Here is a 16,114-nt window from a genome sequence, read left to right on the forward strand (position 1 = left end):
GTTGTTAATTAGTAATAGGCTTTTTTTTACACTTTTGGAACACATCTATGTTATAAATTAAAAATATAGTTATAATAAAACTAAACAGAACAATCCCTTTATTCCTTACTAAATAAGATTCTGTTAAACAGGAAATTGAAAATAATAAAATCGTTGAAATTAAGAATATTTGATTTCTTTTAATTGCAACAAAAAGCATGTAAAATAACATACTTAAAAAAACTAAAAGGCCAAATAAACCATTAACGCTTAAATAATTTAAATATTGATTATGAGAATTGTATAAATTTTTATATGCTATTACATAACCTGTTTCATAATATCTTATTGTTCGCTCATAACGAATTCTTCCTGGTCCAACGCCAAAAAAAGGAGCTTCCTTAAAAATGTCGTATGAAACTTTATTTAGGTCCATCCTTTTGTAAATGTCATTTGTACTAGAGTTAATAGATATTCTTTCCAGTGTATATGTGTTTTTATCCAGAGCGAGGAAAACACCACAAAGAATTACTGCAACGACTACCGCACGCTTATTCCATTTCATAAAAATGAGTATAAGCAAAATTGTAAAAACCACAAGTGATGTGCGTGCAAAAAGAAATATATTATACAATATTGAAAATAGAATCAATAAATTTAATAAAAACCTATTCATCCTTATTTCTTTATAAGAAGTCAATATGCCAATTAAACTAATAGACAAAAAAAGTGAGAAGTATGAGTGATGTATATTAACATAGTCCGACAAATAATGATTATTGAAGTCAATTGATATGTAATTAAAGAAGATACTAAAATCATTTTTAACTAAAAGAATAATAATCGAAATTATTTCTAATAAAACGATTCCTAAAAAAAAAGATAGTAAAATTTTTGGTAATAGTTTCTTTATCAATTTTAAATCAATAATTGAAAAAATTGGAAGTATGAAAAAAGTTAGATTTTTTTCAAGTTCTTTCAAATTGTAGTGTTTTGATTCCAAAATAAAAAAACCAATTAAAACAATTAGTCCAGGTAAAATACTGAAAATATATGCACACCAATTAAATTCCAATTTCACTTTCATAAAGCGTTCCATAATGAAAGTTAGTATATACAACAGAAAAATGCCTGTAGTAATATCCATATGAAATAATAAGAAAAATATATATGTGATAAAAAACACATTTCTTAACCCAAATTGCGCAATAAAGTCTTTCATTTCAATGGAAAATTATTGGTAATTGTAAGATGCATTAAAAGTATTAATTCATCTTCAGTTAATAATGTTGGAAAAATATAGAAATTATCTAAAGTCCCTTTATAATCATACTTTCTTTTCGAATTATCATTAGTGAATCCAATTCTTAAATACGCTTTATCTATAGTAATTTTTGGATCTAATTTTTCTTTAATATATAATTTTCCGTCAACATAAATTGAAAAGTCCCTATTATCGCTATCAAATAGACATGAAACAAATAGTTGTTCATTCAAATTTAATGCCTTCCTATTTATAAAGGCTACTGAAAAATCTTCTCTAAAACTAAAGTTATGTTTTCTATAATCTTTATTATTTGAAATAATAGATAATTTCTGTTTCGAAAGAAATAATGTCAAGATACTCTGCTTGAGGTCATCCTGATAATTCTCCAATAAGCTAAATATCACTCCATTTTTGGAATAATTATATGAATTCATCCAAAAAGCAATTGTAAAACTATCATTAGTTAAGCTTACAACCAAAGTATCATTCAAATTAGTTTCAGGCCCAAAGTGTTTTTTTTTAAATAATATTTTTTCTGATTTTAAAAAAACACTTAAGTTATCTTCCTTTTGAGTCGAACAACTAATACATAAAAATAATATTAGAATTATAGTACAATAAATTCTTGTAGGAAAATAATTCATGATTTCACTCTATTAAAAACAGGGATCATAAAAATAAAGAAAAGAAAAGCCAAAATAAATGTAGGGGAAAAAGGAGCTCCGCCATGTATCCATGTAATTTCAAATGAAATGACAAACATTAATATAACATTATAGTATTTAGAAGATTTTTCCTTAAGGTTAAAATAAAAATTAAGTATCCCTAAAATTATTCCTAAAAGACAAATTCCTAAAACTCCAAAATCGATATAAAAAGGGCTCAATATAGTCCCGGTTTTAGTATTATCTGTAATTGCTTTAGTAATATTATTATAAACTTGACCATAATTTCTTTGCTTACCTGGCAATATTGTTGAAATATGTTCTAAAAAGTATGTCCCTCCACCGTAATTGTCACCTATTTGATCTCTAATTTGTTGAAAAATTTGCGGCCCTTCTTTAATTGTGTGAAGAATAGGTGATACTAGAAAGTATTTCTGTGGTAATTGTTCCTTGTACATAATATACCTATAATGATCCATTCCATACTTGTTGACATCTCTATATAACTTTAATAAATTCAAGAAAAAAAACATTAATAGAAAAAGGAAAATGGCTTTCTTAAAATGTACTTTAAAAAATCTAGATTTAGAAACTTTAAAGAATACTATTAAGAGTATAAAAAAGATCGTAGTTCTATAGCCCGATAAAATTGCACTTATAATAAAAAGACTTAAAATAATAATGTTTTTTCGATTAGCCTTTAATAATATGTTGTAATATGAAAAGAATATAGATATAAGAAAAACGAGCCTTAATATTGGTTTACTTTCCATTCTAGCGTCTGAAGAAATAAAAATAGGAATTCCTCCTATTTGAATCCAATCGATTAAGATACTTAAAAATCCGGAAACTATTATTATTTTTGATATAATGATGGCAGAACTATCAGTAAACAAACGACTTAACACAAATGTTTTTTCCTTCTTAACTGTCGAGAAACTTAATAGCGTGTATGAAAGCATAATACAAAATACGAATAACATGAAATATAACTCATTTACATAATCAACGTAAGCACCTCGTTTTATGAAATTTATACCACCCAAATACCCATATAACAAAGTAATAAAAGGAACAAAAAGGTAAGGTTCAAATATTTTTTTTTTGAATGTTCTGAAAAAAAGTAATAAGTTAATTACAATTAAAATTTGTCCAAATATTTTGTAATTTAAGTTTATATTACATAAAATGACCCCTTGAAATAATATCAATGAAAAAAAGAGACAGGTTGTTACTATAAACAAGGATAAATTTATTTTTTTAATCACTTCTATAAATATTATAATACGTTTTTATTTTATAATGTTTCTTAATATAAACGGCTCCAAGTAAATTCCATAATATCATTCCAAAAGCACTACCTATGGCGACACCTTCTAAACTATAAAAGTTCACTAAAATCAAGCTTAACATTATATTAAAAATTAACGAAATTAAAATAAAGCTTTGTAGTTTTTTTTGTTTCCCTGTCATTTGCATCATAGGCCCTACAGCCCCAGTTAATACATTTGTTAATTGAGCAATCAATAGTATTCTTAAAACATTTTTACCGGTGATATATTCTTTCCCAAACATTCCTAAAATATTTTCAGAAAAAATAAAGATAAACACAAATATTGGTATACCACAGAGAAACATTGCTTTTGCAGAAAAGGCAACCGTATCTTTAAGCTCATTAAGTTGATTATTATGGTAGAAAGCGGCGATTTTAGGTGTTAAAATTGTTGCAATTGCATTATAAACAAATGCTACTAATGTTGCTATTTTTATAGAAGTACTATAAACTCCTATTTTTTCTTCTGACACGTAAAACCCCAATATAAAAATATCACTCCAACCCATTATCATAACAATAGCAGATGATATCATCATCGGGTAAGACTCCAACAATAAAAACTTAAATGAAAATTCCTGATACTTCACGAAAGTACCTTTCTGCACTATCGATAATACATGAATAAAAATAATTGTTGCCGTAAAAAACAGCCCAATCAAGTATGCGATTATTGGGATACCAATAACGGTATAAGACAGTAAATAAAATACCATCAATACAACAAAAGGAATTAAGAATTTCAAGAAATGAAAATACATCCCAAATGTGTTGGTTTTTCTCTCACCTTTAAAAAAACTACCGCTAACATCTAAAATTGATAGAAAAGGAATAGCCAATGCAGCTATTCTAATACTTGACTCAACATCTGGCTTTTGATACATTTTTGCAATTAAAGGTGCCATAAAAAATAAAATAGTACCAACAATAATCGAACTAACAAGAATTAGCTTTATAGACTTAAAATATATATATTTTTTTTGCGATATTTCAGTTGTACTAGCAATCCATTTAACAATGGAGGTTTCGACGCCTAATTTGGCAATCATTGCTCCTATTGATAAAAATAAGAATGCTATTGAAAACACCCCTTGGACTTTTGCACCATACTTATTAGCTAAAATCCAAGTAAACAAAAAACCAAATCCATAACCAAAAACTCGGATAGAAAACACCTTTAAACCTTTATCTAAAATTTCCTTTTTATTTGAGTTTAAGCTGATCATTTTTAGTGTTTCTAAAATAGTTTGTTAAAGGTTTTGAACTTATAAACTAAAAATTTAACTCCTTGATTATTAATTTTTTACCAATTATCCCATTAAACTCGTCCTTATTTACTAAAAATAATTTAATCGTTTTGAATTCTTTAATTTGAGTATTCTTTTGAAAAGTTAATAAAATATATTGTTTACCATTATAAGTAATAAAATCAACGTAACTTTTATCTGAAATGAAATTTGAGTTTTTCTTTTTAAATCTCTCCGGCCTTAGTTCAAAATCTTTTTCAAATACAACTTTATGTATTCCAAAGGCTTTATCATCTAAAATCTCCTTATTAAATCCTTCTTCACATTCAAAAATCACAAAATCGTTCTTATTGTTTGAAAATAAAGTAAGTCCATTAATTGGTAAACCATTTAAAAATTCATGTCTTTTCTTTAAAGAGTTTCCTTGTTTTAAAATACTTATAACCAATTCTTCTTGATTTTGGATTGGAAAAGAGTTTGCTAACTTTATATGCTTTTTTAAAAATGTATTATCTTTTAAAGTTTCTATTTCATTTAGCCAAACTTGTTCATTAGACCTATCATCAAATGTATAGTTAGAATTAATATAATTAGCTAAAAAATTACTTGCCTTTACACTACCCACTATATTTAAATGCCCAGGATCCTTAAAATCATCCAAGTTTAAATTTAATTCTTTATAGTACTCATTAAGATTAAGGAAAGGAATATCTAATTGATTGCAAAACATATTTAACTCATCAAACAAATTATAATAATTATAATTAGATCTTAAATCTGGAGAAGAAATAATTAAGACTTTAATGTTATTTTTATTGGCTATTTCAATAAAATCTAATAGTTCTTTTTTAGAACTGTTAGATAACATAGTTTTCGTGGAGTCTCTTTTAATTTTTTGTTTCGTAAAATTCTTATATTTTAACCTTCCTTTACTTTTGCTAATAATATTATTGTAACCCAAAAACCCTGAATAATAAAGACCTTTATCTGTATCGATTTCCTCTCTTTTATCATAACTAAAAAAATCAACAGAGGACCATTCTTTATGGTTTCTAAACAACGGAAACAAAACTCCTAAATACTCACTTTTGTTGTAAATTTTACTGATTTCAGAATATTTGGAGAAATTAAAATTTGAAACAAAATCTAAAGCTCTAAGCTGATAGCCTTTTGCCTTATCTGTAGATGGAAAGGTCAATGATCCGCCATAAACTTCTAATATAACTAACTTTGGCTTTGTATACTTGAGCGATTCTTCTAAAACTAAATCAGTCAATGATAATCGCAAACCATCTGAACCCAAATTATAACTAATAACATTACATTTTTCATTAATAATATGAGGATTATAAGCTGTGTATGCATGGGAACTACCATAAAATATAATATCAATATCTGTTTTCTTTGCAAGTATTTTAAAATCCTCTGTAGTATTAACAAAATGATTTTTAGACGCGAAAACTTTATTAAAATGATTAAAAGTAATTAAGAATAATACTACAAGTATAGCAAATGATATAACAAATTTTTTCATATTCTAAAATTGAAAATAAATAAATTCTGAAACACTATCTTCACCATAGATTCCAAAAATTAATATGACAAAAATAATAGTCAGGTAAACACTATAGCGAAAAACGACCCCTTCTTTATTTAAAAGAGCAAAAATACTTTGTTTTTTATGATAATAATCAAAACCTATTAAACTAATAATCGATAAGATTGCAATTATAATTTCTCCTTGACTTAAACCTAATTCTACAATACTATGCTCATTTTTTGTACTCGCAGAATTACTTATTATATATATCGCATCTTTAAAACTATTTGCCCTAAAAAACACCCAAGCAAAGCAAACAGTAAAAAAAGTAATAGTCATAAATAACATATTTGAGCCAATACTTTTTAAGTTGAAATTAATAGATTTTAAAAAGTTATGAAGCTTTGGTTTAAAAGCTTTTTCAAGAACGATAATGATTCCGTGAATTGCACCCCAAATAACGAAGGTCATTGCGGCTCCGTGCCATAATCCACTCACAAAGAAAACAATAAACAGGTTTAAATAGGTTCTGTATTTTCCGTTTCGGCTTCCTCCCAAAGGAATGTACACATAATCTCTAAACCATGTTGATAGTGAGATATGCCAACGCCTCCAAAACTCTGTAATAGATTTTGAAAAATAAGGACTATCAAAATTCTTCATTAAATCAAAACCCATAGTTCTGGCTAACCCAATGGCAATATCAGAATAACCTGAAAAATCACAATAGATTTGGAAAGCAAAAAATACAGTCGCGATAATTAAGTCTAAACCACCATGATCTGTAGGATTATTATAAACCTGATTTACCAAAATAGCCAAACGGTCTGCAATTACCATTTTTTTAAACAGCCCAAAAGCTACTAGTAATAAGCCAGACTTTACCTGATAATAATTAAACTTATATGTTTTATAAAATTGAGGTAATAAATGAGAAGCTCTTTCTATTGGCCCAGCAACTAATTGTGGAAAAAACGCAACAAACGTAAAGAAGGATAAAGCATCTTTTGTTGGTTTTAATTGTTTTCGATAAATATCAATAGTATAACTTAACGTTTGAAACGTATAAAAACTAATACCAACTGGTAGTATAATATTTAATGTTGAAACTTCTAAATTGTCTCCAAAAAGTTTAAAAGAAGATACAAATGTATCAATGAAAAAGTTGGTGTATTTAAAATAAACTAAAAACCCCAAGTTAACCAATAAACTGACTAATAACAATCGTTTTCTTTTAGCATTTCCTTCAGTTTTATTAAGTTGTTTACCAACATAATAATCAACAAAAGAACTAAAGGCTATTAAAAAAAGAAATCGCCAATCCCACCAGCCATAAAAAAAATAACTAGCAACCAATAAAAATACGTTTCTTAATTTAAGATTATCGGAAACAAGCCAATATATAACAAAAAATATTGGAAAAAAGACAGCAAAATCTATAGAGTTAAATAGCATTATTTTTATCTATTTAATTAAACAATCATTCCAGCAGCAACCGTTTCATTGGTGGCATCATCAACTAAAATAATACTTCCTGTAGTTCTGTTTTCTCTGTAGGAATCGATCATTAATGGTTTAGTTGTGCGGATTCTAACTTTGGCAATATCATTCATATTAAGTTCAGAGTCTCCCGAAATACGATCTAAAGTATTTATGTCATATTTGTAAACCACCTCTTTTATCATAGCTGTTTGTTCATTAGATGTGTGTCTAATAGAATATTTGGCGCGCGGTTTTGCGGAACTATTATTTAACCAACATAACATAACTTCTATGTCTTGAGAAGGTTCTGGCTTGTTATTAGAGCGAACAATCATATCCCCACGACTAATATCAATATCATCCTCTAATGTTATGGAAACAGACATAGGCGCATAAGCCTCATCAAGCTCTTTATCATGAAGGTTTATGCTTTTTATTTTTGAAGTAAAACCAGAAGGCATAACAGTAATGCCATCTCCTTTTCTCAAAATACCACTGGCTACACGTCCAGCATAACCTCTATAGTCTATAAAACCATCTCGTTGTGGTCTTAAAACAGTTTGAACTGGGAAACGTGCATCTACTTTATTAATATCACTACTAATATGCATGGTTTCCAATGTGTGTAACATAGGAGCACCTTGATACCAAGACATATTTTTTGATTTATTTACCACATTATCACCTAATAAAGCTGACATTGGAATAAAACGAACATCTGTAACAAGCAGTTTAGAAGCTATTTCTTCAAATTCGATAACAATTCGGTTGTAAACATCTTCTGAAAAATCAACCAAATCCATTTTATTTATACACACAATAATATGTGGTATGTTTAATAGAGATGCAATAAAAGCATGTCTTTTAGTTTGTTCTATAACCCCATGCCTAGCATCAATTAATATGGTTGCTACATTGGCTGTTGATGCTCCAGTAACCATATTCCTTGTGTACTGAATATGACCAGGTGTGTCTGCAATAATAAATTTACGCTTGGGTGTTGTAAAATATCTGTAAGCCACATCAATAGTGATGCCTTGTTCGCGTTCGTCACGCAAACCGTCTGTAAACAAGGCTAAATCCACACCTTTATGTCCTTTTTTTCTGCTGGTGTTTTCAATAGCTTCTAACTGATCTTCAAAAATAGATTTTGAATCGTATAATAAACGCCCAATTAGGGTGCTTTTTCCATCATCAACACTTCCTGCTGTTGTAAAACGTAATAATTGATTGTTGTCTAACATGCTTCCTTTTTAAAATTTTTATTTGACCCTAATAAAACTTTAAGGGGTCAAATTGTATAAAAACCTTTCAACTGCGCTTAAGGTGAAATTTAAATATTGATTCCGTATTTTCTAGAAATATCCTTGACGCTTACGGTCTTCCATAGCTGATTCTGAACGCTTATCATCACTTCTGTTTCCGCGTTCGGTGTTACGCATACCAGCTACTTCTATGGCTATTTTTTCTAATGTATCAGCATCGGATTCATCACCTCCAGTAATGGTAATATCACCCAATGTTCTAAAACGTATTTTTTTAGTTACCACTTCTTCGTGATCTTCCAGAATTAAAAATTCGGAATTTGGTATCCATGTACCATCACGTTTAACAACCTCGCGTTCATGTGCAAAATATAAAGAAGGAATTGCAATATTCTCTCTTTTTATATAATTCCAAACATCCATTTCTGTCCAGTTACTAATAGGAAAAGCTCTAAAATGTTCTCCTTGAAAATGCTTCCCATTAAAAATATTCCATAATTCTGGGCGTTGGTTTTTAGGATCCCATTGACCAAAATCATCCCTATGTGAGAAAAAACGTTCTTTAGCACGTGCTTTTTCCTCATCACGACGTCCGCCTCCAATAGCACAATCTATTTTATTAGATTCTATGGCATCTAAAAGCGTTGTAATTTGAAGTGCATTTCTAGTTGCATTTTTACCTTTTTCTTCAGCCACACGACCATCATCAATAGATTCTTGAACAGAGCCTACAATGAGTTCAACGTTTAATTCTTTAATAATATCATCTCTAAATTGAATGGTTTCCGGAAAGTTATGACCCGTATCCACATGCATTAATGCAAACGGAATTTTGGCTGGATAAAATGCTTTTTTAGCTAAATGCGTGACTAATATAGAATCTTTACCGCCAGAAAACAAAATGGCTGGGTTCTCAAATTGTGCCCAAACTTCGCGCAAAATGAAAATAGCCTCGCTTTCTAACTCGTCTAAATAATTTAAATAATATTTACTCATTAAACTTTTTTTTATTTAAATAATATATCTCTAATTCTAAAACTACCTAATTTACCAGAACTCTTGTAATCTCTTCTTTTATAAATATATAGGTCAAGACTATCAAAATAGGTCATATTATTTAATACTTTATTCTCTATTATAAATTTACTATTTCCTATTTCTTTTATCTTAGGATTAAAAGAAAAATGTTGCGGCTTTTCTAATGTCCTATCATAAATAAGAATGGCCATACTATAAGCTAAAACTGTTTCATTTAATGTATCATCATTTAATTTAAAGACAAACCCAATAAGATTATCGTTTGTTTTTTGAATCCCAAATTTTTCAACTTTATAGTTTTCTAAAAAACTTTCGTTTATGTCTCTATAATCTATTAGGGAATCTTCAAAGTTTTCTGTGTCCGAATTAGGTAAAACTAGTTCCGTATTCGTTTTGTTGACCTCAAAATTCTCATTATTTTTATCTGATTTGCAGGCTATAAATGTAATAGTCATAAATAAAATAAAAAGTCCTTTTTTCATAATCTACAATTTTAATTTTAGGGCTATATAATCAACGATTCGTTGGGCCGCTGCTTCAACAGTTTCGTTTTCTGTTTTAATTTCTATTTCTGGGTTATCAGGCGCTTCATAAGGTGCTGAAATTCCAGTCATATTTTTTATTTCTCCTGCACGTGCTTTTTTATAAAGACCTTTTACATCACGACGTTCACATTCTTCTATACTCGTATTTATATAAACTTCGACAAAGTTAACATCTTTAACGATATTTCTAATGTTCTGACGGTCTTTTTTATATGGTGAAACAAAAGCCGCAAGCACCACTAAACCCGCTTCTACCATTAAATTAGCAGTTTCGGCAATTCTACGGATATTTTCTGTCCTATCTTCCGGTGAAAAAGTCAAATCCTTATTGATGCCATTTCTAATATTATCGCCATCTAGGCTATAGGTCTTTATACCTTGTTGAAATAATTTTTGCTCAACCACATTTGCAATAGTTGATTTACCGGAACCTGAAAGCCCTGTAAACCATATTAAAAAGGAGTTATGTCCGTTTTTCTGCCTTCTATCCTCTGTGCTTATTTGATACTCATGTGGTATGATGTTTTCTTTCATAATTAAGGGTTTTTTCTATTCGGTAATCCGTAATTAATTTTATACCAAACACGTTCATGGAAATAGTACAATAGCATCTTAGTAATAACTTCGGCAAATCCTATTTTTAAAGCAGCTAATGGATTGCCGGAAATGATCCAAGCCAACGTCATGGTATCCAATGTACCAACCAATCGCCACGTAACTGTTTTTGCTAAATGTCGTTTTCTGCTCTCAAGCGTTTCACCTTCTTTTGTTAAGTTTATTTTATACCAAACACGTTCATGCATATAATATAAAATAGTTTTGGTAGTAACTTCTGCTAACCCTATTTTTAGTCCTGCATATGGATCTCCTGTAATAATCCACGATAAAATAATGGTATCTATAGTTCCTATAAACCGCCAGGTTACTGTTTTTGCAATATGCCTTTTATAGGATATGTCGCCCATTATTTACTTACTAAAAAATAACTATTAAGTAAATTCTCTTTATTGTAAGCTAAGGGTTTATTGGTTTCTTTTGAAATAACTTTTAGTCCAACAGCGTTACAAATAGCATGGCCCGCAGCCGTATCCCACTCCATAGTTGGTGCATAACGCGGGTAAACATCTGCCTTACCTTCCGCAACTAAACAAAACTTTAAGGAACTCCCTTTTGAAACAATTTCCACTTCTTTTCCGCCTCCTTTTAAGCCATCTACAAAATCCAAAGTATCCTGATTCATGTGTGATCTGCTTCCAACTACCTCCACTATTTTAGAGTTATCACCTTTTGGTTGAAGTGGTTTTGCTAATTCTAAAACCTGATCCACAGTTACATCATGAGATTCTAAATCTGCTTTAAAAGCATCATTAGTTTCCACATTTGCATAGTATATAGTTTTTGTGGCAGGCACATAAATAACACCTAATACAGGTTGTCCATGTTTAACCAATGCAATATTAACGGTGAATTCACCATTACGTTTTATAAATTCTTTGGTGCCATCAACAGGATCTACAACCCAACAGGTTGTCCAATTTTTTCTTTCTGAATAATCTGTTTGTTTATTCTCTTCCGAAATTATGGGAATTTGAGTCGGTATTAAAAATGAATTTATAACATCATTAGCACGTTTATCAGCTTCGGTAAGTGGCGATTTATCATCTTTTATTTCAACTAAAAAAGCCGTGTCATAAACTTCCATAATAACTTTCCCAGCTGCTAATGATGCTGCTATTGCAATCTGTAATTGGCTCACTATCATTTTATTTAAAAATCAATACGCAAAACTAAACAATTTATATAATTGAAGCGGCTTACCTATCATTAATTTAAATATATACTATAAATTTGCAGTATATAAAATCTGCCTTTTTGAAAAAGAAAAACATCTTGTATTTATTGGGTTCTGGTAGAAGTGGTACCACACTATTGGCAACCATACTGAATAGTACCAACGATATAACCACTTCGGGAGAAGTACATCAGTTTTACACTTATTTACAAAACAAATCTACATGTTCCTGTGGTGATGTTGTTTGCGAATGTGATTTTTGGAGTGATGTAATAACCGATTTGAATGTAAGCGAAGATGAGATCCATACGTTTCAAAAAAAACAGAACAACGAGGAAGGACATCGGTATATCCTGTCAATTCTATTAGGTAGAAAGGCTAGTGCCGATTATATCGCATCGCAAGAAAGGCTATTTACTGCTATTTCTAATCACACCAATAAAAATTGGATTTTAGATTCCTCAAAGTATATTGGACGGTTTTTGTTATTAAATCAAATTCCAAGCTTAAAAGTGAAAGGTATTTATGTGGTTAGGGATGTTAGAGGTGTTATAAACTCATTTAATAAACAGGTTCAAACGCCTAAAAAACCCATTAATACTATTTTTTATTATTTACTAACTAATTTCTTTGGGCAATTGGTTTGTTGGATACATAAAGATGTAATTAAACTGAAATATGAAGATTTTATAGATAATCCTCATGATCACACCCAATATATTTACAGTAAACTTTTAGATCAAAATAATGATGATGTAACTCTAAATGATGTTTTTGAGATGCCTCATATTATTGGCGGTAATAGATTAAAGAGTAGTAAAACCATCAAAATAAAAAAGGATACTGCATGGAAAACCACCATTTCCAGACCAAAACAAATATTATATTATCTGCTTTGCTTACCATTTATGCTACTTAACCGTTACAAACTTTAATTTATGACTATTTACATTACATTGGATTATGAATTATTCTTTGGCTCGCAAAGTGGTGGAATTGATGATTGTATCATAAATCCAACCAACGAGCTTCTTAAAATTGTAGATCCATATAATGTGAAAATCGTCTTTTTTGTGGATGTTGGTTACATCGATAAACTAAATGAATTCAAGCAACAATATCCAGAATTACAGGAAGACTATAAAAAAATCACCTCTCAAATTAAGTCCCTTTCAGAAAATGGCCATGGTATAGAATTACATATTCATCCTCATTGGGAAAACACAGTTTATGACGGTGAAAAATGGGTTTTTGATACATCGCAATACAAACTTCAAGATTTTTCAAAAGAAGAAGCCTATGCCATTGTTAACAAATACACAACGCTTTTAAACAGTATTTCTGGTAATAAAGCCATTGCCTATAGAGCTGGCGGTTGGAGTGCGCAACCATTTTCTCATATTTCCGAAGCTTTAAAAGATGCTGGAATTCATATAGATAGTACCACATATCCAAAAGGTTATCATCAATCCAAGCACCAAGCTTACGATTTTAGAAATGTAGCCCAATACAAGACGGAATATAGGTTTGAAAACGATATAACCGTTGAAGATCCTAATGGTCACTTTACCGAATACCCCATTAGTTCTTATAGATTGAGCCCTGTTTTCTTTTGGCGCTTTGCTTTAGAAAAGATTAAAAAGGACAAAAAACATGTTTCTTTTGGTAATGGTTCTGCTATTTCAAAGCCTAAAATAGAAGTGATAAAATTAATGACACGCTTTTCAAATAGTGTCGTGTCTATTGATGGTTACAAAGCTTCTTATATGCCGAAGGCGTTTAAAAAGTACATAAAAAATACGGATAATGCGGGACACTTTGTTCTAATAGGACATCCCAAAGCGTTTACACCTTATTCTTTACAGGAGACGAAAAAATTTATTAAAAACACGTACAAAAACCATACGTTTAGTATTTTTAAGTAAGATTCACGCTATTTTTTCAGGCGCTCTTTAAAAACCAAGTATAAGAATTTAGAATTACCTACTAAATACCGTTTCCACATACGTTGTGGCTCTTGAGCAAATCTGTAGAACCATTCCAATCCGTTATTTTGCATCCATAAAGGTGCTCTTTTTACTAATCCTGAAACCACATCAAAACTTCCACCAACTCCCATGGTAAAGTTAACTTTTGATAAATGTTCTTTGTTTTGATATAAGAAATTTTCCTTTTTAGGCGAACTAATAGCAACAAATAATAATTGGGCTTCACTAGCTTCAATATCTTTGGCTATATCTTGTTCTTCTTCTTTTGAAAAATAACCGTTTCTATAACCAGCAATCAGGTCTTTACTATATTTTTTAGAATAATGATTGACTACTTTCGAGACAATCTCCTCTTTAGCACCTAAAAAGTAAACTTTATAATTTTCTTTATAAGCTAATTCAATCAGGTTCTCCATTAAATCGATACCTGCAACGCGTTCTTTTAAAGGTTTCCCTAAAACTTTAGATGCCCAAACAACAGCCATACCATCTGCGTTTATCAGATCGCAGTTATTAACGCTTTCTCGTAATTCGTCATCTGTTTGCATGGCAACAATTTTACCTGCATTTACAACTACATGTTGCAGTCTGTTACCTTGGGAAATAGATTCGTTTATCAACATAACCGTTTCTTGCATGGTGAAATTATCTACCTGTGTATTCAGAAACTTAACGCGTGTGGACATACTTATTTTTCTATTGAAAAAGGATTATCCAAAATAAGAATAATCCTTGACTATTTATTTAAATTTCGACATTAAGCCATAGCATTACAAAAATCTAAAACCACTTTATTACTATCTAGTTTTAAAGTTTTAAACTCTTTATGAGCTACTAAAAACACAACAATATCAGCCTTTTCTGCTGCTACTTTATAATCCGTTATTTTGAATACTTTGTGTTCTTCAATATTAGGTTCTACAATAAAGTATTCTTCATTATTAGCATTTTGAAGTACTTTTTGAGCAATATATTTTGCAGGCGACTCTCTTAAATCATCAATATTTGGTTTAAAAGCTAGACCCATTAATGCAATACTTGGTTTGCGTCCTTCTTTTAACTCAAATTCCAATTTAGCTGTTTGTACTTTTTCAGCACACCAAAACGATTTGTAGTTATTTATCTCTCGCGCCTTACCAATAATTTGAGATTCCATAGGATATTCAGCAACTATAAAATAGGGATCCACAGCAATACAATGACCTCCAACACCACAACCAGGCTGTAAGATATTAACTCTTGGGTGTTTATTAGCTAACGCAATAAGCTCCCAAACATTAATATCAGCCTTATCACAAATTAGTGATAATTCATTGGCAAACGCAATCTGTACGTCTCGTGATGAATTTTCAACTAGTTTACACATTTCAGCAGTTCGTGCGTTTGTTTTATGTAAATCACCTTCTATAAAATCGCGATAAAAATTAACGGCTTTATCTGTCGATTTTTGATCAACACCACCAATTACACGATCGTTATGAACCAATTCATACATGACATTTCCAGGAAGCACGCGTTCTGGGCAATAGGCAATATTAATTTTACCTTCTAATTCTGGTCTTTCAGAATAGATAAGGTGCATCATTTTCTCTGTAGTTCCAACAGGTGATGTGGATTCAATAATATATAAATCGTCTTCTTTTAATAATGGTAAAACAGCTTTAGTTGCAGCTTCAACAAACGAAATATCTGGTTCATTTTTAGCCTTAAAAGGCGTAGGAACAACAATTAAATATGTATTGGCTTCTACAGGTGTTGTTGCTGCTTTAAGGTAACCATTTGCTACAGCTTCTGCCACAGCAGTATCTAATTCTGGCTCTACAATATGAATTTTTCCAGCATTAATAGTTTCAACAACTTTCGGGTTTATATCAACACCGTGAACGTAGGTTTTATTTTTTGCAATTAATGCTGCTGTTGGTAGGCCAATATACCCTAAACCAATCATTACCACACTGGGAGTTTTACTCATA

The 16,114-nt window shown here is 30.1% G+C and carries 16 protein-coding genes; 2 read left to right on the forward strand and 14 right to left on the reverse strand.

Features of this window, described 5'->3' with window-relative positions; all coding sequences use genetic code 11:
• Positions 1-4: 4 nt before the first annotated feature.
• The 12 genes from ES675_RS02745 to cysQ all read right to left on the reverse strand — a co-directional run bounded on the left by ES675_RS02745 (position 5) and on the right by cysQ (position 12,123).
• Complete coding sequence (locus tag ES675_RS02745) at positions 5-1,201, reverse strand: O-antigen ligase family protein (RefSeq protein ID WP_148367230.1); 1,197 nt, start codon at positions 1,199-1,201, stop codon at positions 5-7.
• Complete coding sequence (locus ES675_RS02750) at positions 1,198-1,890, reverse strand: LamG domain-containing protein (RefSeq protein WP_148367232.1); 693 nt, start codon at positions 1,888-1,890, stop codon at positions 1,198-1,200. The genes ES675_RS02745 and ES675_RS02750 overlap by 4 nt, the downstream gene beginning before the upstream one ends.
• The gene (locus ES675_RS02755) at positions 1,887-3,179 is read right to left on the reverse strand and encodes a hypothetical protein (protein WP_170244063.1); all 1,293 of its coding nucleotides are present in this window, start codon (positions 3,177-3,179) and stop codon (positions 1,887-1,889) included. The genes ES675_RS02750 and ES675_RS02755 overlap by 4 nt, the downstream gene beginning before the upstream one ends.
• The gene (locus ES675_RS02760) at positions 3,172-4,470 is read right to left on the reverse strand and encodes a flippase (RefSeq protein WP_148367236.1); all 1,299 of its coding nucleotides are present in this window, start codon (positions 4,468-4,470) and stop codon (positions 3,172-3,174) included. Before ES675_RS02760 ends, ES675_RS02755 begins: the two co-directional genes overlap by 8 nt.
• 46 nt (positions 4,471-4,516) lie before the next feature.
• Positions 4,517-6,025, reverse strand: a complete 1,509-nt coding sequence (locus ES675_RS02765) for a hypothetical protein (protein ID WP_148367237.1) — start codon at positions 6,023-6,025, stop codon at positions 4,517-4,519.
• 3 nt (positions 6,026-6,028) lie between these two features.
• Positions 6,029-7,486, reverse strand: a complete 1,458-nt coding sequence (locus ES675_RS02770) for an MBOAT family O-acyltransferase (RefSeq protein WP_148367239.1) — start codon at positions 7,484-7,486, stop codon at positions 6,029-6,031.
• Positions 7,487-7,503: 17 nt separating this feature from the next.
• A complete protein-coding gene (locus tag ES675_RS02775; RefSeq protein ID WP_066254123.1) occupies positions 7,504-8,757 on the reverse strand; it encodes a sulfate adenylyltransferase subunit 1 in 1,254 nt (417 codons plus the stop codon).
• Positions 8,758-8,868: 111 nt separating this feature from the next.
• Positions 8,869-9,774 carry a sulfate adenylyltransferase subunit CysD gene (gene cysD / locus ES675_RS02780; RefSeq protein ID WP_066254126.1) on the reverse strand — a complete coding sequence of 302 codons (906 nt, stop codon included), beginning with the start codon at positions 9,772-9,774 and terminating at the stop codon, positions 8,869-8,871.
• 11 nt (positions 9,775-9,785) lie between these two features.
• A complete protein-coding gene (locus tag ES675_RS02785; protein ID WP_066254129.1) occupies positions 9,786-10,298 on the reverse strand; it encodes a hypothetical protein in 513 nt (170 codons plus the stop codon).
• 3 nt (positions 10,299-10,301) lie between these two features.
• Positions 10,302-10,895, reverse strand: coding sequence for an adenylyl-sulfate kinase (gene cysC, locus ES675_RS02790; protein WP_066254132.1), 594 nt, complete (start codon positions 10,893-10,895; stop codon positions 10,302-10,304).
• Between the two features lie 2 nt (positions 10,896-10,897).
• A complete protein-coding gene (locus ES675_RS02795) occupies positions 10,898-11,326 on the reverse strand; it encodes a DUF2061 domain-containing protein (protein ID WP_066254135.1) in 429 nt (142 codons plus the stop codon).
• Positions 11,326-12,123 (reverse strand): 3'(2'),5'-bisphosphate nucleotidase CysQ, encoded by a 798-nt coding sequence (cysQ, locus tag ES675_RS02800; protein WP_066254138.1) that lies wholly within the window; start codon positions 12,121-12,123, stop codon positions 11,326-11,328. Before cysQ ends, ES675_RS02795 begins: the two co-directional genes overlap by 1 nt.
• 110 nt (positions 12,124-12,233) lie before the next feature.
• On the opposite strand from cysQ, the gene ES675_RS02805 reads away from it, so the two are divergent.
• Positions 12,234-13,088 carry a sulfotransferase gene (locus tag ES675_RS02805; protein WP_066254141.1) on the forward strand — a complete coding sequence of 285 codons (855 nt, stop codon included), beginning with the start codon at positions 12,234-12,236 and terminating at the stop codon, positions 13,086-13,088.
• Between the two features lie 3 nt (positions 13,089-13,091).
• Positions 13,092-14,078, forward strand: coding sequence for a polysaccharide deacetylase family protein (locus ES675_RS02810; RefSeq protein ID WP_066254146.1), 987 nt, complete (start codon positions 13,092-13,094; stop codon positions 14,076-14,078).
• 8 nt (positions 14,079-14,086) lie between these two features.
• Here the strand turns inward: ES675_RS02810 and ES675_RS02815 are convergent, their stop codons facing one another.
• Positions 14,087-14,827, reverse strand: a complete 741-nt coding sequence (locus ES675_RS02815) for a WecB/TagA/CpsF family glycosyltransferase (RefSeq protein ID WP_066254149.1) — start codon at positions 14,825-14,827, stop codon at positions 14,087-14,089.
• A 71-nt stretch (positions 14,828-14,898) separates the two neighbouring features.
• Entirely contained in the window at positions 14,899-16,113 is a 1,215-nt protein-coding gene (gene wecC / locus ES675_RS02820; RefSeq protein ID WP_066254152.1) for a UDP-N-acetyl-D-mannosamine dehydrogenase, read from the reverse strand.
• Between the last annotated feature and the right edge of the window lies 1 nt (position 16,114).

The organism is Algorimicrobium algoritergicola, from assembly GCF_008086165.1.
In the GTDB taxonomy this organism is placed as follows: domain Bacteria; phylum Bacteroidota; class Bacteroidia; order Flavobacteriales; family Flavobacteriaceae; genus Algorimicrobium; species Algorimicrobium algoritergicola.

Bases quoted from the DNA above. Each gene is read 5' to 3' on its own strand.
- ES675_RS02775 (WP_066254123.1), bottom strand. From the start codon at position 8,757: ATGTTAGACAACAATCAATTATTACGTTTTACAACAGCAGGAAGTGTT.
- wecC (WP_066254152.1), bottom strand. From the start codon at position 16,113: ATGAGTAAAACTCCCAGTGTGGTAATGATTGGTTTAGGGTATATTGGC.
- ES675_RS02760 (WP_148367236.1), bottom strand. From the start codon at position 4,470: ATGATCAGCTTAAACTCAAATAAAAAGGAAATTTTAGATAAAGGTTTA.
- cysC (WP_066254132.1), bottom strand. From the start codon at position 10,895: ATGAAAGAAAACATCATACCACATGAGTATCAAATAAGCACAGAGGAT.
- ES675_RS02795 (WP_066254135.1), bottom strand. From the start codon at position 11,326: ATGGGCGACATATCCTATAAAAGGCATATTGCAAAAACAGTAACCTGG.
- ES675_RS02745 (WP_148367230.1), bottom strand. From the start codon at position 1,201: ATGAAAGACTTTATTGCGCAATTTGGGTTAAGAAATGTGTTTTTTATC.
- ES675_RS02815 (WP_066254149.1), bottom strand. From the start codon at position 14,827: ATGTCCACACGCGTTAAGTTTCTGAATACACAGGTAGATAATTTCACC.
- ES675_RS02765 (WP_148367237.1), bottom strand. From the start codon at position 6,025: ATGAAAAAATTTGTTATATCATTTGCTATACTTGTAGTATTATTCTTA.
- ES675_RS02750 (WP_148367232.1), bottom strand. From the start codon at position 1,890: ATGAATTATTTTCCTACAAGAATTTATTGTACTATAATTCTAATATTA.
- ES675_RS02770 (WP_148367239.1), bottom strand. From the start codon at position 7,486: ATGCTATTTAACTCTATAGATTTTGCTGTCTTTTTTCCAATATTTTTT.
- ES675_RS02810 (WP_066254146.1), top strand. From the start codon at position 13,092: ATGACTATTTACATTACATTGGATTATGAATTATTCTTTGGCTCGCAA.
- ES675_RS02785 (WP_066254129.1), bottom strand. From the start codon at position 10,298: ATGAAAAAAGGACTTTTTATTTTATTTATGACTATTACATTTATAGCC.
- cysQ (WP_066254138.1), bottom strand. From the start codon at position 12,123: ATGATAGTGAGCCAATTACAGATTGCAATAGCAGCATCATTAGCAGCT.
- cysD (WP_066254126.1), bottom strand. From the start codon at position 9,774: ATGAGTAAATATTATTTAAATTATTTAGACGAGTTAGAAAGCGAGGCT.